The organism is Gemmata palustris, assembly GCF_017939745.1.
Classification (GTDB): Bacteria; Planctomycetota; Planctomycetia; order Gemmatales; family Gemmataceae; genus Gemmata; species Gemmata palustris.
In genome coordinates this window covers 3,330,140-3,347,473 of the sequence record NZ_JAGKQQ010000001.1, presented here as the reverse complement: position 1 = coordinate 3,347,473, position 17,334 = coordinate 3,330,140, and the positions used below count along the sequence as shown (strand labels likewise).

The 17,334-nt window shown below is 66.7% G+C and carries 22 protein-coding genes; 2 read left to right on the top strand and 20 right to left on the bottom strand.

Features of this window, described 5'->3' with window-relative positions; all coding sequences use genetic code 11:
* Positions 1–429: 429 nt before the first annotated feature.
* Positions 430–732, bottom strand: a complete 303-nt coding sequence (locus tag J8F10_RS38840) for a hypothetical protein (protein WP_246523313.1) — start codon at positions 730–732, stop codon at positions 430–432.
* A 656-nt stretch (positions 733–1,388) separates the two neighbouring features.
* Between J8F10_RS38840 and J8F10_RS13735 the strand changes: the two genes are divergently transcribed.
* The gene (locus J8F10_RS13735; protein WP_210654370.1) at positions 1,389–1,991 is read left to right on the top strand and encodes a hypothetical protein; all 603 of its coding nucleotides are present in this window, start codon (positions 1,389–1,391) and stop codon (positions 1,989–1,991) included.
* Here J8F10_RS13735 and J8F10_RS13730 read toward each other — a convergent pair.
* The 14 genes from J8F10_RS13730 to J8F10_RS13665 all read right to left on the bottom strand — a co-directional run bounded on the left by J8F10_RS13730 (position 1,969) and on the right by J8F10_RS13665 (position 13,785).
* Complete coding sequence (locus J8F10_RS13730) at positions 1,969–2,163, bottom strand: hypothetical protein (protein ID WP_210654368.1); 195 nt, start codon at positions 2,161–2,163, stop codon at positions 1,969–1,971. The two genes, J8F10_RS13735 and J8F10_RS13730, sit on opposite strands and share 23 nt — an antisense overlap.
* Before the next feature lie 151 nt (positions 2,164–2,314).
* A complete protein-coding gene (locus J8F10_RS13725; protein WP_210654367.1) occupies positions 2,315–2,620 on the bottom strand; it encodes a hypothetical protein in 306 nt (101 codons plus the stop codon).
* Positions 2,620–3,096 carry an HXXEE domain-containing protein gene (locus J8F10_RS13720; RefSeq protein WP_210654365.1) on the bottom strand — a complete coding sequence of 159 codons (477 nt, stop codon included), beginning with the start codon at positions 3,094–3,096 and terminating at the stop codon, positions 2,620–2,622. Before J8F10_RS13720 ends, J8F10_RS13725 begins: the two co-directional genes overlap by 1 nt.
* Before the next feature lie 247 nt (positions 3,097–3,343).
* The gene (locus J8F10_RS13715; protein WP_210654363.1) at positions 3,344–4,528 is read right to left on the bottom strand and encodes a S8 family peptidase; all 1,185 of its coding nucleotides are present in this window, start codon (positions 4,526–4,528) and stop codon (positions 3,344–3,346) included.
* A gap of 119 nt (positions 4,529–4,647) precedes the next feature.
* Positions 4,648–5,049 (bottom strand): hypothetical protein, encoded by a 402-nt coding sequence (locus J8F10_RS13710; RefSeq protein ID WP_210654361.1) that lies wholly within the window; start codon positions 5,047–5,049, stop codon positions 4,648–4,650.
* Between the two features lie 93 nt (positions 5,050–5,142).
* Complete coding sequence (locus tag J8F10_RS13705; RefSeq protein ID WP_210654359.1) at positions 5,143–5,448, bottom strand: hypothetical protein; 306 nt, start codon at positions 5,446–5,448, stop codon at positions 5,143–5,145.
* A 3-nt stretch (positions 5,449–5,451) separates the two neighbouring features.
* Entirely contained in the window at positions 5,452–5,913 is a 462-nt protein-coding gene (locus J8F10_RS13700) for a hypothetical protein (protein WP_210654358.1), read from the bottom strand.
* Between the two features lie 140 nt (positions 5,914–6,053).
* Positions 6,054–7,133, bottom strand: coding sequence for a hypothetical protein (locus J8F10_RS13695; protein ID WP_210654357.1), 1,080 nt, complete (start codon positions 7,131–7,133; stop codon positions 6,054–6,056).
* Positions 7,133–7,321, bottom strand: coding sequence for a hypothetical protein (locus J8F10_RS13690; protein WP_210654356.1), 189 nt, complete (start codon positions 7,319–7,321; stop codon positions 7,133–7,135). The genes J8F10_RS13695 and J8F10_RS13690 overlap by 1 nt, the downstream gene beginning before the upstream one ends.
* Before the next feature lie 145 nt (positions 7,322–7,466).
* Positions 7,467–7,754: a hypothetical protein gene (locus tag J8F10_RS13685; protein WP_210654355.1), complete on the bottom strand. Its 288-nt coding sequence runs from the start codon at positions 7,752–7,754 to the stop codon at positions 7,467–7,469.
* A 62-nt stretch (positions 7,755–7,816) separates the two neighbouring features.
* Positions 7,817–10,288: a glycosyltransferase gene (locus tag J8F10_RS13680; protein ID WP_246523311.1), complete on the bottom strand. Its 2,472-nt coding sequence runs from the start codon at positions 10,286–10,288 to the stop codon at positions 7,817–7,819.
* On the bottom strand, positions 10,289–10,855 hold the full coding sequence (locus J8F10_RS13675) for a class I SAM-dependent methyltransferase (protein WP_210654354.1): 567 nt from the start codon (positions 10,853–10,855) through the stop codon (positions 10,289–10,291).
* A gap of 47 nt (positions 10,856–10,902) precedes the next feature.
* On the bottom strand, positions 10,903–12,570 hold the full coding sequence (locus tag J8F10_RS13670) for a hypothetical protein (protein WP_210654353.1): 1,668 nt from the start codon (positions 12,568–12,570) through the stop codon (positions 10,903–10,905).
* A 72-nt stretch (positions 12,571–12,642) separates the two neighbouring features.
* Positions 12,643–13,785, bottom strand: coding sequence for a hypothetical protein (locus J8F10_RS13665; RefSeq protein ID WP_210654352.1), 1,143 nt, complete (start codon positions 13,783–13,785; stop codon positions 12,643–12,645).
* 192 nt (positions 13,786–13,977) lie between these two features.
* Between J8F10_RS13665 and J8F10_RS13660 the strand changes: the two genes are divergently transcribed.
* Entirely contained in the window at positions 13,978–14,550 is a 573-nt protein-coding gene (locus J8F10_RS13660; protein ID WP_210654351.1) for a hypothetical protein, read from the top strand.
* Between the two features lie 19 nt (positions 14,551–14,569).
* Here J8F10_RS13660 and J8F10_RS13655 read toward each other — a convergent pair whose 3' ends face one another.
* Genes J8F10_RS13655 through J8F10_RS13635 form a run of 5 tightly spaced genes read right to left on the bottom strand, consistent with a single transcriptional unit; the run spans position 14,570 to position 17,260 of the window.
* On the bottom strand, positions 14,570–15,652 hold the full coding sequence (locus J8F10_RS13655) for a hypothetical protein (protein ID WP_210654350.1): 1,083 nt from the start codon (positions 15,650–15,652) through the stop codon (positions 14,570–14,572).
* Positions 15,636–15,935, bottom strand: coding sequence for a hypothetical protein (locus tag J8F10_RS13650; RefSeq protein ID WP_210654349.1), 300 nt, complete (start codon positions 15,933–15,935; stop codon positions 15,636–15,638). The genes J8F10_RS13655 and J8F10_RS13650 overlap by 17 nt, the downstream gene beginning before the upstream one ends.
* Entirely contained in the window at positions 15,928–16,371 is a 444-nt protein-coding gene (locus J8F10_RS13645) for a hypothetical protein (protein WP_210654348.1), read from the bottom strand. Before J8F10_RS13645 ends, J8F10_RS13650 begins: the two co-directional genes overlap by 8 nt.
* Before the next feature lie 23 nt (positions 16,372–16,394).
* Positions 16,395–16,760, bottom strand: coding sequence for a hypothetical protein (locus J8F10_RS13640; RefSeq protein WP_210654347.1), 366 nt, complete (start codon positions 16,758–16,760; stop codon positions 16,395–16,397).
* Positions 16,760–17,260: a hypothetical protein gene (locus J8F10_RS13635; protein ID WP_210654346.1), complete on the bottom strand. Its 501-nt coding sequence runs from the start codon at positions 17,258–17,260 to the stop codon at positions 16,760–16,762. Before J8F10_RS13635 ends, J8F10_RS13640 begins: the two co-directional genes overlap by 1 nt.
* Between the last annotated feature and the right edge of the window lie 74 nt (positions 17,261–17,334).

Sequence of the window (17,334 nt, the reverse complement as noted above, 5' to 3'; positions counted from 1 at the left end):
GCCGATCGTGGGTCTAACGCCGCCGCGAGAACCGAAAACCAGTGGCACGACGAGGGTAGCGGATGCGATGATGGCATGGCCGCGTCCGTCCGGGGCGAGGGTGGTGTGGTAACCCCATCGTCTCGGACGGGCCGGCGCCTGTCTACACGCTAAGCCTCAGCCGCTCGAATACAGGAAGTCGCGCAAAGTACAGGCCCCAACCGAGCCCGGTTCGCCTCCGACACGGCGGTCGCATCGCCCCACCCGCGGAACGCGTACACCCGGGCGTGCGATTCGCCCTTCCGTTGCCACACGAGCACCCGAGTCGATACCGCCTTGCGGCTCTTCTCGGTGACCCACCCATGGTGGTGATGGTGCCGTGGGGTTGGGTGTAGCTGGCGTTGCGGCGGTTGGTACCGGTGCCCTTCTTGCGCATCGGGACCGTGTAGCTCAGGTTCCGTTCCTGCAACAGCAACAGGGTCTCCCGCTGTCGAACCCGGCGTCCAGAACCCCCGCGGACCGTGAGCCCGCGGCCGCCACCTGGTCCAGAAGGGTCTGCACCTGCTGGTGCGGCTTGGTTCCTTTCGTCACGCTCATCAGCCCCACGGTGTACCGCCGGTGCTTGTGAATCAGTACCCCGGTGGCGCACGCGTGAAAGAACGAGGTCCCGGCCTTCTTGGGTCCGCCGATGATCCCCGGGTGCTGCGATCCCCATAAAAGGGGACGTAATGCACATCGATGGCACACGTCCACCGGCGCCTCCGGTCCCGCGCGTGAACCCCGCCACCTGGTGAAGGGCATCCACCAACCGGGCCGTGAGTTGGTCCTGGAACCCCGGTTGGCGTGCATCGCCTGTCGCGCGGTCTCGTGGGAGAACCAAGTACCGGGTCACTACCGCGAACAACGTGCGGGTGGTGCCCGCGATCAACAGCACCAGGTCGAGCAACTGGGTGCGCGTGACCGACCGCTTGTAGTCGGTCCAACCCAGGGCCCGTTCCAACGTTCGGCGCGTCAGTGCGTGGACCACCGCCGGGGTGATCGTAGAGTAACCACGTCGCATGGGAGGCTCCCGTTCAAGTGCCTGAGAACCTTGAACTTAGGAACTCCCATGCGGCACTGCCAAATCACTTGAAACTACTGGCAAGGGAGCGGCTCGTTTGCGCCGTTACGCCAATCCCCGACTCGGTTCAAGCGGCCTTCGGTGCTCACGTAGTCGGTGGGCTGTACGCGCCTTCCGCTCGCGCTCACGTTACCCGGCGAGTTGGTGCGCCGGGGCCGGCCCCTGTGCCGCGCCGCCCGTGTTCGTCACCTTTTCTGTGGAAAGATCCCGTTTGGTCCCGAACCGCCACTTGGGTGTAGTGATCTCTTAGTATAATAGTGGTCGCGTATTCACATCCGGGATTGCCCCAATGCCGATTACTCCCAAACTGCTCGCCGCTCGTGCCGCCGTTCGGCCCGAGCCCCGGACCTGTTCGCGCGAACTGCGCATCGACGCCGGCGACCACATCGCCTGGGCGCGCGGGATCGCGCGCGGAGTGCGCGCCGATTTCGGGTTCGCGATCGGGTCCGAAGAGGAACTCGAACTCGAGGGCTGCGCGCTCGTCACGCTCACGATGCTCATGGGGCGCTTCGACGAGTCCCGGCTGCCCCCCACCGGCGACCTGTTCGGCGCGTTCCGCGGGTTCGCCGCGACCTGGCTCCGGTCGGAGTGCCGGCGCGAGGCCCAGCGCCTGCGCAACGGCGGGCTGTACCGGACCACGGCCGGCGCCGCGCTCACCATTGTGCCGCTGCCCACATCGGCCGAGGGCGAAGAAGAGGTCACGGACCCGATCTCGCTCGAAGAACCGGACCACGACGGCGGGATGATTCCCGGTCGCGTGGTCTTCCGCGCGAACAAGCGAAAGCCCGCTACGCCGAACGCCGCGGCCGACCCCGGGAATACCCGAGGGCGGTTCGCGGCGGTTCGCGCGAAACTGAACAAGGGGCCGGTTACTCGGGAATCAGGGACTTGAACAGTTCGAGCGCGAGATCGTCCAGCGGGGTGGCGGTCCACTTCACCACGAACGCGAGCGCGGGGCCATGAATCAACCGCCGGAGGAACGCGCTGCCGTCGGTGGCGGCGAGCTTACCTTCGGCCACCCGTGCGGCTACCTTCTCAATCAGGTCTAAAATGGCGCTATTCATTATTTTGTCCTTGCATTCGGTCTGAAGAGCAATTAGTATCTCATCGGTTCGCGGTTATGGGCGATCCGCGGATCGCGGCGCCGGTCGGGGAAACCCGCCGGCGTCGTTATTTTCACTTCCGCATTTCCGCGCCGCATCTCCGCGCCACATTTCAGCGCCGAGGGGCGGGGCACGTCCCACCCGGGCACTCACTCACCGTCCGCGGGTGCAACCAACCCGTCACGCTTGAAGTTGGCACCCCGGGCAGGGCCGTTTGATCGCCGCCAGGGTAGGGACAGCCGGGGTCACACGAGCCAATCGGCACAACCAGAACAATCGGTTGGAACCGCGGCGGCTTGGGCACGATCAGGCCCGGCCGGTGGTCGCGGACGAACTCGCGGACCGGGCCGGCCGGCGCACTTGCCGGCGCGCAGGCACCGTAAGCGATCACCGCCAGAAGCAGATAGACCCAGCGCATCACTTCTTCCTCCGAACAAAAGACATGCACCAAAACAGCGCGAACGCACCGAACCCGAGCGCGACCCCCAGGGGCGAAACGTGTAGCACCAGCGGCACCACTAGGGCTTCTGCCAGGTACAGTGGGGACGTTGCCAGGCCCGGATTCGGCCCCGTGAACCGCGCGCGTAGGCCGACGTGAGACAGGAGGGCATCACCAACGCGCGCCCCGACCAGCCCGCCGAGGAACACCTGCGACCCGCACAAATACCCCAGGACCGCCAGGCCGATCAAAATGAGCGCGAGCCACGAGAAGAGCAGGGCACCGGCCACATCGCTGATGCCGTGTTCGAAGTGCCGGCGGTAGTAGCACCAGAACGGCGCGTCTTCGCCAACCCATACCTCTTCCCAGGTGTGCAGAAGTGTGAAGACGACACTGGCCACGAAGCCGTACCACTCGACAGGGATCAACACAGCGATAGTGGTGATCGCAACCATGTGGGCCTTGCGAGAAGAGGGCGAGGGGTTGCGCCGGGCGTTCCGCCCTGGCGACGATCTGCCGCCCATTCGGGCGATATCGGGTATTGGCTTTTAGCCCCGAATGGGGCGTAGGCGCGTAGCCAGGGGTGGAACCCTGGCGAACTTCCCGTGCAACCCCGACCCCTTGCTCGAGTGGAGGCGCGCCAGGGTTCCACCCCTGGCTACACGCCTACGCCCCGGCCGGGGCTTGTCTTCACCTTTCGCCCTATGGCTTGGGCTCCAACTCCAGCACGATGCGCTTGACCTTGCGCCCACCGATGGTGATGGGCATGGTCGGATCGGGAGCGATCACGATCGCGTCGCCGGTGTCGGGTGGGTTCGGAACGGGGGGAATCGTTGGGTCGTCGGCCGGGAGCAGTTTCCCCGGCTGGACCAACCCGAAGCCGCTCGCGGTGTCGCGGCCCGCGGGCGGGAGATCCTTCGAGGTCTTGGCGATGGCCGCTGCAAAGTCGGACGGGGTCCACTTGATCCCCCGTGCCTTGCAGTGTGAGACGAAGAGAGCCGCGCACCCGGCCACGTAGGGCGTGGCCATCGAGGTGCCCGACATCGTGGCGAACCGGTCCCCGGGGTAGCACGAGCGGACGTTCACCCCGGGCGCGGCCACCTGCACGTTCTTGCCGCGCGACGAGAAACTGGCGACGGCCTGGTTGCTGTCTACCGCGGCCACGCACACGACTCCCTCGAAGCTCCCGGGCCAGCCCGCGGTGCCCTCGCGCGGACCACTGTTGCCCGCCGCGGCGATCACGATCACGTTCCTGGCCAGCGCGCGCTTGACCGCGGCCTCGATGCGCTGATCGGGTGCATCCGATCCCAGGCTCATGGAGATCACGTCCGCGCCGTTCTCGACGGCCCAATCGATCCCGGCCGCGATCCAGGTCGATAGGCCCGCGCCGTTGTCGCTGAGTACCTTCCCGGCCAACACCTTCGCTTGCGGGGCGACACCGACCACCCCCACGCCGTTTTCTTCGGCCGCAATGATTCCCGCGCAGTGGGTGCCGTGCCCGTTCACATCCGAATCACCCGAACGCGACCCGGTGAAATCCTTGGACGCGGTGACCTGGCTCTTGAGGTCGCGGTGCGAGTGATCGTATCCCGTATCCAGCACGGCAACGGTCGCCCCCTTACCCTTCGTGACCTTCCAGGCGTCACTCACGCCAATGGTCGCGTGGCCCCAGTCGGTCACATCGCCCGCTTCGGCCTGGATCACGATCTGATTGGGGGCCAGCTCGCCGGGCGGGAGCTTCCACTCGCGGTCGGGCTGATCTGGTGCGAGCAGCGCGTGTGAGTGCGGAGCGACAGGCGCGCGCGGTGCTTTGGGTGCCGGGGGCAGTGCGAACCCCACTGATATGCACGCGAGTGCGGTCAGAACGAGGGCGTAATACGCGCGCATTGTTACTCCGTTACGGGCGCTGGCGGCTCATGCCAGCGCCCGGCCAATGGCACAAAACGCAAAGGGCGCACGGAACTTCATTCCGTGCGCCCTTTGCGTTTTGTGCCATTGGCTCACAGTTAACCCAACAGACTTGGGGTAACTGTGAGCCAACTCGTCTCAACGAGTTGGACGCGCCCCACCGCGCCGCCCAATGCGACCACGTCTAGTGCGTAGCGCCGGTAGCCCACCTCGGCCGGGACCGTCACTGTGAACGCGACCGTTGGGCTGGCGGCGCCCACGTCTTCGGCACCCACGGAGGACGTCGCGACGGGCCAGCCATCGGCGCGCGGGTCGGCCGAATCGACTGCGGGGCGCGCGGGGCCGCTCCGGGGCCATTCCGGGTCTTCGCGCACTGTGAGTGTGATCGTGCCGTAGTTGCTCAGTGACAGCCCCGCGCGGAGGGTGCATTCCACGCGCACGGTCTGCGTTTGTAGCGCCGGCCAGCGATAGGCCGGGGTTTCCTTGATCGCGCTCGGCATGGCTAAGTGACTGTCCCATATGTGCGAAAAAGCCTGAGAAATCGTGGGTGACAACTCGAAAATACGGCGATTTCGAGGCATATGGGACAGTCACTAACAAAATGGCCGAGGGGCGCCCCCGGGAACGAACACCTTCACGGGCGCCGGAGTCAGTTCCGGGCGCCCGGCCTCGATGTTTTCCAGGCGCTGCTCGATGGGCACACATTCCCAGCAGTTCGACCCGCCGCAGTGGGGCCGCATGCAACTGGTGCAGAACCCGCGCACCTTACCCGAACCCTTCTGGAGCACCCAGGTGAACTGGCAGTGGCAGCACGAGAGCGTGGCGCCCTCGAACCGCTCCCCCCACGGTCCGGTCACGAACGCGGTGCCACTGGCTTTACGGTGATTCAACTCGCTCACGGGTTACTCCATCCACATCAACTGGCCCTGGACCACCGTGGCCGCCGCGACCGATTTGTTGAAAAGCCCGATCCCGTTACCGCTGGTGGCCGCGGACACGAACTCGAACCCGGGCACCGCGACCCAGCGGAACATGGCGCGCTGGTTCATCCACTGGTCCGCGAGCGCGCCGCCCGCCGTGTACGTGGGCTCCGCGGAGTGGGTCCAGCCCACCGTGGCAACGGCGGCCACGTCCCCGGGGTCTATGGACAGCGGCGTGGGCGCGGACCCAGCCGACGTACCGGCGGCGGTGAACCGCTGCACCGCGAAGTTGAGCTGCTGATCGGTCGCGTTCGGCGCGGTCGCGACGCCCACCGAGTACTCGAACAGGCGCGGCCGGACCGACGCCGATCCCACAACCGTGACGGCCGTCTTGTTTGCCGTGCCGCTCGCCGACGGTCCACTGGCAACGAATCCACGAGACATATCAGGATCTCCGTAGGGGTCAGTCGGGGTTCGGGGGTGCGGCCCCGACTCAGTGACTGTCCCATATGTGCGAAAAAGCCTGAGAAATCGTGGGTGACAACTCGAAAATACGGCGATTTCGAGGCATATGGGACAGTCACTCAGTAAGGAATCATCTGTCGGGCCTGGATGATGAGCCCGAGGTCACCACCGCCAGGGGCGGAGTTGCCGCCCGTACTAATCGAAGACGCGATCAGCCCCCAGTAGCACGGGAGCTTGCCGGGCGTGTCGGTCCACGATCCGGGGCTGCCCTGGGTCCACTGGTAGTCCTGCGCGACCGGCAGCAGTGTGCGGTAATCCACCGGCGAACTGGGCGCGGTGACGAAGTCCACGCGATCCACGTTGCCCGCGTCCGACAGTACCGCGCGGTAGGTCGCGCCTGCGGTGATCGCGACGGGACCGCCGTCGAACAGGAGCGCGACCGAGTGCCGCACGTTGCCGATGACCGCGATGAGCCCCGCAGTGAGGGGCGCGGTGCCAAGCAGGGTGTCGGCCGCGTCGTATAGTTTGACGGAAACGGTACCGATACCGGTGTTGGGTAGGTGTGAAATCTCTACCCCGGCCAGCGCCCCACTGAACGGCGCAACGAACTTCATTCCGACGCCGAAGCTACTCAGGGTCGCGAGGCCAGCCGTGTCGAATGGTTGCCCGATCTTGACCGTTCCGGCCGAATCCGACAGCACGAATATGGGCGCGTTGCGGTTCGCCCACACGGTGCCGTTATAACCGGCCGTGATCCACTGCGCGATACGGTCCAAACCGAGGGACGCGGGCGATTGGCCCGCTTGGTCGAGTACCGTGAAATTGTTGGATGCGGGCGTCCCGTGATCGTTCGCGGTCACGACGTGGTACAGCGTGCCACCGTTCACCGTTCCGCTGGCAACCAAAGATACTTCACCCGTCCATCCGGCCGACCCCATCGCCTGACCCGTGAACGTCGCGTTCGTCCAAGCGAGCGTACCGGACGGGCGCCCCGATGCGTCCGTTTCAATGCGGACCGCGAAGGTCGGGGAGCCGACCTTCGAGCCGAGGGCGATCGCCACTTTCGCGACCGTCATGGTCTCGGTCGGAACGAAGGAGATGGCGTGGCGCTTGGCGCTCGTGTCGAGCGCCAGTGCCAAGCCCATGTTGGCCCCGGGCGCGAACGGGACGCGCCCGAGGAATGACTTTTCCGCGTACATCAGGACACCGATACGGGGGTGACGGAAGAAGCGTCCCAGGTAGCCGTGCGCCCGATCACCAGATTGGGCGATGCGAACGCGGGATCGAGCGCCGCCCACCACGCCATCAGCACGAGCAGGAGCCCGTTTTCGCTGTTGACCGTGATCGAGCCATCAATTGCAGTTGAACGTCCGTGGCGGAGTTCCACCCGATGCCGTTGCCGCTCCCGGAATCCCCGCCGGTGTACGACACGCCGATCTGGTCGCCGGTTCCGGTCGTCACCTGGTCGATCGTCACAGTGATTGCCACGGGTCACCACCATTTCGGAATGGAGGGCACGTTCGGCCGCGGGATCACGCTTTCTTCCCGCGGTTCACCTTGAGTCTCATGTCGCGCTTCACGGGCGCGTCCCGGTCGACCAGCGGCGCGACCGGCGCCTCGACGAAGTCGCCGATCACCGGGTCGCGGCCCATCGCCCGTGCCGGGTCACGGACCCAGCCGAGGCCGCGTGCGATGCGAAGCACCTCGACGTAGCTCGGGAACTTCGTCCCGGTCTCGCGCTTGTACCGCTCGACGGCCTTCATGAACTCCAGCTCATCCTCGGAGTAGTCCGAGCCGAGTAGCACTTCCTCGAATTGCACGAGTCGGGCTCGCTGTGTGCCGTGTCGCTTGAAGGCTTGCATGCCCGGCCGATGGCACCCGGCTACTCCGCGCCGGCCACGGCTTCCCATTTCGGGTGGCGCCCTTTTTTCACCAGGCCGCAGGTCTCGGTTGCCAAGGGGAGCTTGGCCTCGAGCGGGCACCCGCACGCGGCGCAGGCGTCCAGGGCACGTTCCTCGCACGTCGCGCAGTGGCCCTGGCGCTCTTCCAGCACTTCGAGGCTCACCACCGGTGACCCCGCCGCCTTGTGCCGGATCATGGCCGCGGTGTAGTTCATTGCCTGGCGCCACAGCGACGGCAGCTCCTTTACGTCCTCCGGGCACTTCGACAGAACCATCAGGCCGTGGTTGTTTCTGTCGTGGCGCTTCACCACCCACTCGGGGTGCTTGAGGCAGAACGCGCGGAGCGCGTGCATCACGCCGGGGGCGTCGGGTTTGTCTCCCGCCTCGCCGAAGGTCACGGTGCAGTGAACGACGAGGTACCTGGCCACGCGCTCGTGATGCGCTTCCAGGAGCGGCATCAGAGCGCCCGCGGTGTGGTCCGTGTCGATGAACAGCAGGTCCGTGGGGGCCACGGGTGCGGACGCCGGGTCCGTAGCGGTACCGGTGAACCGCGCGCCCATGAGCCGGGTGAGTTCGGCCCATTGCGGCTTCGGGTGCGGGCACACACTGGTGAAGGTGCCGGTCGCACCAAGTCCATAAGCCATCGCTGCGTCGGCCGGCTTCATCCACAGGCTCAGTTCGGTGGCACTCGTACACTTCGCGGCCAGTTCTTGGAGCGTGGGCACGTGTTCGTGAAAGTCGGACGGGCGGGCCGCGGCCGCTTTTGCCCACGACTCCAGGGTCGCGTGCTTCGCGGCCTCGCACGAGGAACATCCCCCGCCCTTGAACTGGTCGGTCGCGACGTTCGCGAGAGTGGCCATGTCCCCCGGCCACCAGCGCCGGGCCTCGCCCCAGTGGGGGTGCCAGAGGGCGAACCCGCGGGGCTCGTAGCACACGTCCCCGTGCGCGGTAAAGCGCCCGACACCGTGGTTCACATGGACCGCGGGCATCCCGGTCGCGCCGGTCGGATCGATCGGGGGGACGCGAATCCAATCGGCCCGCGCCGTGCCGTGGTCGGGTTCGAGAACCACCGCGTCGGACCGCCGTGCGTCGCTCTTGGTGCGCTCCAGATTGGCCCGGAACACATCGGCCCGGAGGGTGAGCTGGTGCAGCGGTTCGTGCCGCGCCCGGACCGCCTGCCAGCCGGTCGCGTTCAGGCCGACGTAGTCGAGGTGCGAAACGACGGGCGCGGTCGGGTTCGCGGCCAGCGCGTCGCCGACCCGGTCGAAGTACCCGGGCGGGTAGAGTACGTCGTGCTCGCAGAACGCGATCGCGTCGAAGTCGCCCGGCGCGCCGGCCCGCTGGTACGCCTGTTCCATCTGCGCCAGGATGGTGCCGTAACCCCGTACCTGGGCGCCGCGGAACGATTCCCAGCTCGCCCCCGGGCGGTCGAACGGCGCGCCGGGTACGGGCGCCCACGAGCACGCGGACACGGTCACGTCGTGGCGCAGGGTCTGGGATTGGGCCGCGACCACCGAAGTGGCCGAGCGGTTCAGCAGGTCCGGGGGGGCGGTGTTGTCCGAGTACCAGAGGGCCAGGATCTTTTGCCGCTTCACCTGGTGGCGCGGGCCACCGAAAGGCTGGGCCTCGGCCGCGGCCCGTACCAGTGATTCCCACTCTTGCGCACCCAGCTTTTTCCCGTAGTGGGCGTGGATCTGCTCCGTCGCTTCGATGCCCAGTTCCCGGTGCCCCACCAGGAGGTTCCACACGTGGTCGCTCAGGCGCAGCGGGTACGGCGGGGGCGGGTTGTTGTGCCACCCGGACACGTCCCGGAACTTGTGGCGCCAGCGGAGGGCGGGGTGGCACAGGGTTCTCCCCCCGGCGCGGCGGACGACCTCGTGCAGGTACCCCTCCTCGCCCCCGAACCCCCGGAACAGTGGGTTGAACCCGGGCCACGCCGCCCGCCGCATCATCCACTGCCCCAGGCCCGTCATGGGGATGTCGAACGGCGCGCCCGCCGGGAACTGCCCGCGCGGGTCCGACTGCCACGTGCCCCAAAGTCCGGGCGGAGCGGTTATGCCCCAGTGGGTCGCGAACCAGCGCCCGTCGTCCCCGATGAGCGGACCCTGTACCAGGTCGTTCGAGTCCGGGTGCGCCGCCGCGAAACCGAGGGCCGCTTGTACTGCGCCCGTTTCCAGGATCACGTGCGAGTCGAGGCACATCACCCAGGGCGTCTCAGCGAACCGGAACACCGCGTCGCGGGGGGCGCTCGTGCCCGTCAGGTCCGGGCGGTGGTAGTAGGTTCCGCCCACGGCCCGGGTGATCGCTTCGACCCGCGAGTCGCGCTCGGGCGTGTTGTCCACCACGACGTACCGGCACCGCGGGTGGTTCGCGGCCAGGGCCGAGAGTGTGAACCACACGTGGTCCGGTTCGCCCCGCGTGGCCATCCCGATCGTTAACACGTCCGACATCATTCACCCTATTTGGAGCGCCCACGAACTTTCCGGGTACGCCCGGAGGTTCGTGGTGCTGTTGAGGAACCGGCGCGGGTCGCCGACGAGTCCCAGGTCGTGGCCCATGAGCCACCCGCCCGGCTTGATCTTCGGCGCCCACGCCCGGACGTCGGCCTCGAAGTTCGCCGGGTCGTGTGCGCCGTCCAAATACACCCCGTCCAGGGATGCGTCCGCGAACCCCGCCGCGACCTCGATCGAGAACCCCTGGCACTTTTTCACGTTGGCGAAGTGCTCCAGCACCCGATCGAAGCGGCGCGCCGCGTCCGCGATGTGCTGGGCCGGGATCTCGGTGTACCCGCGCGCCGGCCCGAGTTCCCACGGGTCTACAGCGAACACGGTGTGTGCAAAGTGCGCGAACACGGCGGTACTGACGCCCGCGAAGCACCCGACCTCGACCATGACCCAGTCGGGCCGGATCAGCTCGCGACACAACTGGATCAGGCCGCCCGTCACGTTTTCCGGGTTGTCGTTGTTCCAAACGCGCCGCGCTGTTGCGAGCGCGTCGAGCGTCAGGGGCGCGCGGCTCATGTGGGCGTGCCTAGTGTTCGGGGAGAAATCGTTCCGAGGGCGGCCGCTTACGGAGGGGACGCGGTCGTGATGCTCGTCGTGGGGATCGTCTGACAGTTCGCGACGCAGTCGATCATCGTGTAGTGCGCCCCGACCACGGTACACACGATCACGCCGCTGCAGAAGTACGGGGTTCCGTTCTCGCACGTCTGGCAGAAGTAGGACGGACCGCCGCCGGTGGTCGTGCCCCCGCCGCCCCCGGTGGTGGTGGTGGTGGTGGTCGTGCCCCCGCCGCCCCCAGTGGTGGTGGTCGTGGTTCCGCCCCCGGTGGTGGTCGTCCCGCCCCCGGTCGTGGTCGTAGTTGTAGTCGTGGTCGTCGGGCCGGCCGTCGTTGCCCCGGTCTGGCACGCGACCGCCCGGAAGCTCCCCGGGACGCAATTACCCACGGGCGCGATGTCCGGGCACCCGCACGACGCGCCACAGATCGAGCTGTAGTAGTTGAAACCGGTTCCGCTGCTGTTGCACTGGTACGTACAGCTCCCGCACGCCCCCGCGGTCGTAGTCGTTGTGGTGGGGGGCGCGGTTGTCGTCGTTGTGGTCACGAACGGGACGCACGGGGTCTCGGTCACGGCGGACGGGGATTGCGGCACCGCGGTCGGGGCGGCACAGTCGCACCCCGGGCAGAAGCGGTAGATGGTATCGAACTGCGTCCCGTTCGAGGTCAGCCACAGGCAGGTGCCCGAGCACCCCGGTCCGGCCGTGGTGGTCGTGGGCGGCGCGCACGGGTCGGCTCCCCCGTTGGGGCCGTGGACGTAGCACCCGGTCTGGGTCTCTTGGGCGCACACCGTACCCGCCCCGGTGGGCGCGTCGCAGAAGCAGTTCGACACCCCGTTCGACGAACAGCTATGGGATACCTGCTCCCACGCGGTGCCCGTCCAGACCCACCGACACCCGCCGCTGCAGTAGGCCGGGGTGGATACGCACCCCGTGTGAGCCGTGCCGCACCTGTTGCCGTCACCACAGGGGGTTGCCAGTGCGGAACACGGGCACGCGCTGGAGCACCCGTTCGCCGTGAGTTGCCACCCCCGGGCCGGGTGACAGTACCAGTCGCACCCGGTCACGCACGCCGAGTTGGTCGTGGTCGTACACGCCCCGCTCGTCGTCGTGGAGCCGCCGCAGTAGGTGGGCGTTTGGTCCGAGTTGAAGTGGCCGCACGCGGTCTGGGTGGTCGCGTCGGCGGGCGGGCAGAAGGTCGGCGCCAGGCACTTGCACCCGGTCTGGCACGAGGTGCTCGTTCTGGTCCACGTCTTCGTCGCGGCGGCGTAGGTCCATAGGCACGAGCCCGTACACGGGGCGGCCGTGGTGGTCGTGGTGGTGCGCGTGCCCCGGGCCACGAACTCGTAGTACACCTGGCCGTTGACAATCCCCTTCTGCCGCATGAACACGAACACGTCGCCGGCCAGATCGACTTCGAGGTTGTTCAGTTCGAGGGCCGGGCTGATCGGGGCGCCGCTCACGATGCCCCCGGAGCGCGCCGGGTTCGCGTCGGTGGGGAGGCCCGTGCCCGGGCCGAACGTCTGTTCGACCCAGTTGTAGTTCCACACCCCGGCGACGTCCGCTTTGGCGGTCAGCTTCGCGACGAAGAACCCGCGGTACGGGTCCGCCCCGGGCGCGGACGCGCTGCGGAACGCATCCAGGACCGCGTCGGCGAACGGGTTGTTATCGAGGGGACTCATGGGGCGTAGCCACACTCAGGAACGGGGCCGGGACTCGGCGCCACTCGGACGGGGACGCAGCGGCCCACTCGGTTAGGGCTCCATCTTCGGCGAGTTGCCCGCGTCCGGATCGGTGAAGAGCAGTTCAAACGGGAACGAGTTGTACGTGGGGTACCACTTCGCGTGGTCCGCCGGCGCCGCAGGGTCGTAAGTGGACACGTGGTAGAACTTGCGGGTCGTGAGCCAGGGCTGGAGGTTGTGCCCGGCCACGATCCAGTTCCGGTTCACGGCGCTGAAGTCCGGCGCGTAACCCGTGGGCGAACCGAGTGTCCGGGCCGTGTACAAGAAATTGAGTTCCAGGTCACACAGTTTCGAGCGCGCGAACCCGTCGCCGACGTTGAACGCCAACAGGCCCGGGTCCGGGATCGGGGGCGTGTACACGGCCGTCGGTGTCGCGCCCAGGTAGAGCAGTGACCCGGCGCGGTAGGGCTCGAGGCGGTTCTCCCCGTTGAGGTACCCGAAGTCGTTCTGGTTGATGTGCCCGATGAACTTGGTCAGGTACGAGTTCCCGGACGTCAGGTACCGGTACGGCACCTGGTACCAGCGGCACTTGACGATGGAGTCCGGGAGCCACAAGCGCGGGGCGTCCTGGTAGTTGACCTCGTTCGGCGGGAGCACTCCGCTAACCGTGTTCCCCACGCGGAACACCATCTGGCCCTGCTGGGCCGTGACGAACTGGTTCGCCGGTGTCTGCTCGAAGGTCGTGAAGCGCATCCACTCGGTGGCATAGGTGTAGGAGTACGCGGACCCGCCCTTGTCGAACCCGATCGCGGAGGTGACGATGACGTCGTGGTCCTGCCAGGAGTTGTACGGCCGGGGGCTGAACGACACGCGGTAGCGGTAATCGGTGTAGCGCGGGAAGTACGGGATGATCGGCGACCCGGGACCGGGCGACGGGGTCTCGACGGTGAACCGCGCGCCGACGCCCTGGGGCGAACACGAGTCCGCGAACATCCACTGGTAGAGCGGGTGCCGGGCCGGGAGTATGCGCTGGATGCGCCCGTCGGCCACCGCGGTGCCCGTGGACCCGAGCAGGTCGATGATCGAGTTGCGCAGGTCCGCGAGCGTGGGGGACCGGAGGATGTACGTGGCCGCGCACGACTGGCTCTGGTTGGTGAAACTCGCCGAGGCCGGCGAGACGTCGGCGACTTCTTCGAGGTACGTTAAGATCGGCACAATCGGACCTCTGTGGCACGCCCGGCGCTGCGGGGCGGTGCCCGCGCCTCCGGCCGATGTCACCGGGGGCGTGTGGTCGCTTGTTCACTTTAAGTGCCGGGGAGCTATGATACGCTTGGTGACTTGATCGCAGGAAAGACCTCAGCGCGCGGGCCGCTGGGGTTAGCACCACTGGCCCGCGCGGGGTGGGACATGCGCGCCGTTCTGTGCGGGGTGTTGTTGGTCGCGGTCGGGTGCAATGTGAAGCGAGAACCGGCCCCGGCTCCGGACCCGATTCCTGGAGCGAGTGAGCCGCCGGCGGCCCCAGTGGTCGCGCCCGCGGTCGACGTGCCCGTACCGGCGGCAGAACTGCTGCCATTTGCTACGTCGAAACTGCGAACTAGTTACGCTGATTTATTATATTCTTATTCAGGTGATAGCAAGAAAGACGAATTAGAAGGTAAGCGCGTGCATGTTAAGCTACAAGGTGGAATTTATGGAATTAAAATGGATAAGTACTCGCTGATTTTGATGAGCCAGGATCCAGGTTTCGTTCGCCCCTATATCGTTTGTGACTTGCGCGCCGACCGTGGTTTCAAAGCGGGGGCAATTAGGGACACCCCGATTGTTTACGTTGAAGGGGTGTTACGGGGCTTAATTCGCTTCGATTCACAGCCGTGGGCCGCTGATTGGTTATCGTTGCGCGAGCACAACTCACTACCAAACCATTTCATTCTGATTGACGACGCCATTCTCGTCATGCCGCCGAGAGAATTGCTCCCGTGAGCGATCGCGCGGGCGCCGGCTACCGAATTTTACTAGAGAGATAAGTGCCGGCTGCTCCAGCGCCCCCGAAAAGTAACCTGCCAATAAGTCCCCCAATAGCGGGGGTGGCTGCGTCTGTGGGATTGAGAAAGACGTTTAGAGCCCGCCCCAAAATGCCTTTCCCGAGACCACCAAGGACCTCTCTGTCCCACCAATCCGTTAGCATCTCGCGGAACCCCTTATTGGAATCGGCTGCGGCCCGGACCGAGATCGCGATCTCCCGCAACCACTCACTGTCACTCTTCTCGCGCTCGGTGCCCCCTGCCCCGGCCTTGCCTGCGGCTGTGAACGCGGCCGTCTGCGCCTGCTTGACCAGCGACGGGAGATCCTGGAACGCAGCGTTGGTACCCGCGGCCTTACGCGCCGCGGTCCGCTCCTCGCTCGCCTTGGCTTCTTTTTCGAGCGTGTCGGCGAACAGACGCAGCCCCGCGCGCGTCTCGGGTCCGAGGAACGACACCAGGGTGGCGTACAGGGAAATGAGGGCCTTGATGACCTGTTTGACGATGTCCACGATCCCTTTGAACACCTCGCGGAAGATGCCCACGTCGGTACCGAACACCGCCGAAATCATGGCCTGAAAGGTCTTGATGAGCGCGGCGACCACGCCCATTAGTTCCGCGATGAACCCGTAAAAAACGGCCAGCGCGTCCGTGACGATCTTGAGCACGGGCACGAACAACTGGAACACCGCGACCACGATCCGGATGACCCCGAGCAGATAGTTCCCGAGCGCGCTCGCGACGGACTGGATGATCGGCGCCAGTTGCCGCATCAGCGGCGCGAGCGTGTCACCGATCTCGCGCACGATGGAGCCGAAGACCTGGAACGCGCCGACGAAGGCGGTCCCGATGGTCGCCATCACGTGCTTGACGGCCTCGTCGAACGCGCGGATGGTTTCGGGCGACGCGGCCTCGACGAACGACTTGATCGTGGACACCAGATCGAGCAGGGTGCCCCCGACCTGGCCGAGTACGCCGGCCACGGCCCCGAGCGGCCCGGCGACCGCCCCGAGCGCGCCCCCGACCTGGCCGATCGCGCCCCCGATGTTACTTGCTTTCGCCACGGTTCACCTCGTCCCGGAGTTCTTGCGCTCGGGCCGGGCTAATGATTGTGGTGCCCTCGAGCAAGTTGATCGTCGCCAATTGGGACGCCTTGGTCGGCGCCGCGGGCGGTTGGGGCGGCCCCTCCGGGGCCACGAGCGCCCCGGTCTTGTCGCGCGCGTGGAAGTAAAGGGCGTCGATCTGGTAGTCCGTCAGCGCGCCGATCTGGGCGGGCGTGAGACGGAACTTCTCCACCAGCGCGGCCCACTTGAACGTGAGCACCCCGTAAGGGATCTCGTCACCCAAGCGGCACCTCGGGCGGCTGCGGGCGCGCCCTCACCTTCCGGAACGACTCGTCCATAACCGTTTTGAGCAGCGCGTTCACCTCGGGTCCGCGCTCGGACAGCACGGGCGTGAGGTCGTCCTCGGTCTCGCCGGTGATGACCTCCAGGAGCATGAGCGCGCCCTTGGGCGTCTGGAGGATCTCCGTGCATCGCGCGCCGAAGAACGCGTACTCGTTGCGCTCGTAGGCCTCGCGCACCTTGTCGAGCCGGGCCAGGTACTGGTCCTCGGTCATGTGGTCCCGGTCCACGTACACGGCCTCGCGCGCTTGCTGGTACAGGCGCTTTTCCAGCGCGTTCTTGCGGGCCTGGTTCAAGAGGTGGAAAACGTAGGCCCGGCCCTCGTGTACGAGCTGGTGCTCGGGGCCGGCGGTACCGAGCGCTTTGGATAACTCAGACACGTGGTCTCCGTTGTTGGATGGCGTCAACTGATCGAGGCCGTGAACGTGCCCGTGGACTCGGCGGTGATCGAGACGGCGGGGCTGCCCTCGACGTCGTTCTCGGGTTCGATCGCGCTCACCTGGGCGTTGACCACCAGCTCGACACCCGTGTCCAGCCCCAGGTGGAAGGCGTACACGCTGTTGAGCGTGACCGGGGTGCTCCCGAAGTTCCACGGGCCGGAACACGAGATCGTGGCGGCCACGACCCCGGGCACGACGGACTGGAACCCGTTGGTGGTCCAGTTGGTGACCTTGGGCGTCCCGGCCTTCATCGACAGTTTCCATTTCCCGAACGAGTACGTGGTGGAACCCAACTGCACGTACCCGGTTTTCCCGCTCAGGTATCCCATTAGACGTCACTCAGTAGGGCCACGACCTTGACGGTCAGGGGCGCGGAACCGTTGTTGGTGAGGAGCAGTTGCTTGTGGGTCGCGTCCACGGCGGTGCCGGCCGAGGTCGGCCCCTCACTGAACATGAGGAACCCGCCCCCGGGCACGTTCGTGCCCTCCGCCGTGCCCCCGAAGAACCACTGGAGCCCGTTGGTTCCGTGCGGTTTCACGTTCAGTTTGTCGGACACGGCACCGGTCACGAGTACGATGAGCGCCAGCGCCTTGTCCGCGGTCACGGCCGTTCCGGTCAGGTCCGTGAACGTGCGCAGGTCCACCGCCTGGGTGCCCGCCGCCGCGATCGCGTACTGGGTCGCGAAGACCTCGTTCCAGGTTCCCACGTTGAGCCCGTTGGAACTGAAACTCGCGGTGTCGCTCCCTTGGGTCACGTCGGCGAACCCGGAGACGCCCCGGGCGAGCTGCCAGGTCACACTGGCCGATAGTCCGATCTGGGTCAGGGGCACGGGGAACCTCGGTGGGGCAGGGGCGCGGCGTCACGGGCCAGAATACCGGGCACGGGTTCGGGGCGCTCGCGGTT

Bases quoted from the DNA above. Each gene is read 5' to 3' on its own strand.
- J8F10_RS13675 (WP_210654354.1), bottom strand. From the start codon at position 10,855: ATGAGCCGCGCGCCCCTGACGCTCGACGCGCTCGCAACAGCGCGGCGC.
- J8F10_RS13720 (WP_210654365.1), bottom strand. From the start codon at position 3,096: ATGGTTGCGATCACCACTATCGCTGTGTTGATCCCTGTCGAGTGGTAC.
- J8F10_RS13660 (WP_210654351.1), top strand. From the start codon at position 13,978: ATGCGCGCCGTTCTGTGCGGGGTGTTGTTGGTCGCGGTCGGGTGCAAT.
- J8F10_RS13725 (WP_210654367.1), bottom strand. From the start codon at position 2,620: ATGCGCTGGGTCTATCTGCTTCTGGCGGTGATCGCTTACGGTGCCTGC.
- J8F10_RS13715 (WP_210654363.1), bottom strand. From the start codon at position 4,528: ATGCGCGCGTATTACGCCCTCGTTCTGACCGCACTCGCGTGCATATCA.
- J8F10_RS13710 (WP_210654361.1), bottom strand. From the start codon at position 5,049: ATGCCGAGCGCGATCAAGGAAACCCCGGCCTATCGCTGGCCGGCGCTA.
- J8F10_RS13730 (WP_210654368.1), bottom strand. From the start codon at position 2,163: ATGAATAGCGCCATTTTAGACCTGATTGAGAAGGTAGCCGCACGGGTG.
- J8F10_RS13640 (WP_210654347.1), bottom strand. From the start codon at position 16,760: ATGGGATACCTGAGCGGGAAAACCGGGTACGTGCAGTTGGGTTCCACC.
- J8F10_RS13735 (WP_210654370.1), top strand. From the start codon at position 1,389: ATGCCGATTACTCCCAAACTGCTCGCCGCTCGTGCCGCCGTTCGGCCC.
- J8F10_RS13680 (WP_246523311.1), bottom strand. From the start codon at position 10,288: ATGATGTCGGACGTGTTAACGATCGGGATGGCCACGCGGGGCGAACCG.
- J8F10_RS13700 (WP_210654358.1), bottom strand. From the start codon at position 5,913: ATGTCTCGTGGATTCGTTGCCAGTGGACCGTCGGCGAGCGGCACGGCA.
- J8F10_RS13695 (WP_210654357.1), bottom strand. From the start codon at position 7,133: ATGTACGCGGAAAAGTCATTCCTCGGGCGCGTCCCGTTCGCGCCCGGG.
- J8F10_RS13670 (WP_210654353.1), bottom strand. From the start codon at position 12,570: ATGAGTCCCCTCGATAACAACCCGTTCGCCGACGCGGTCCTGGATGCG.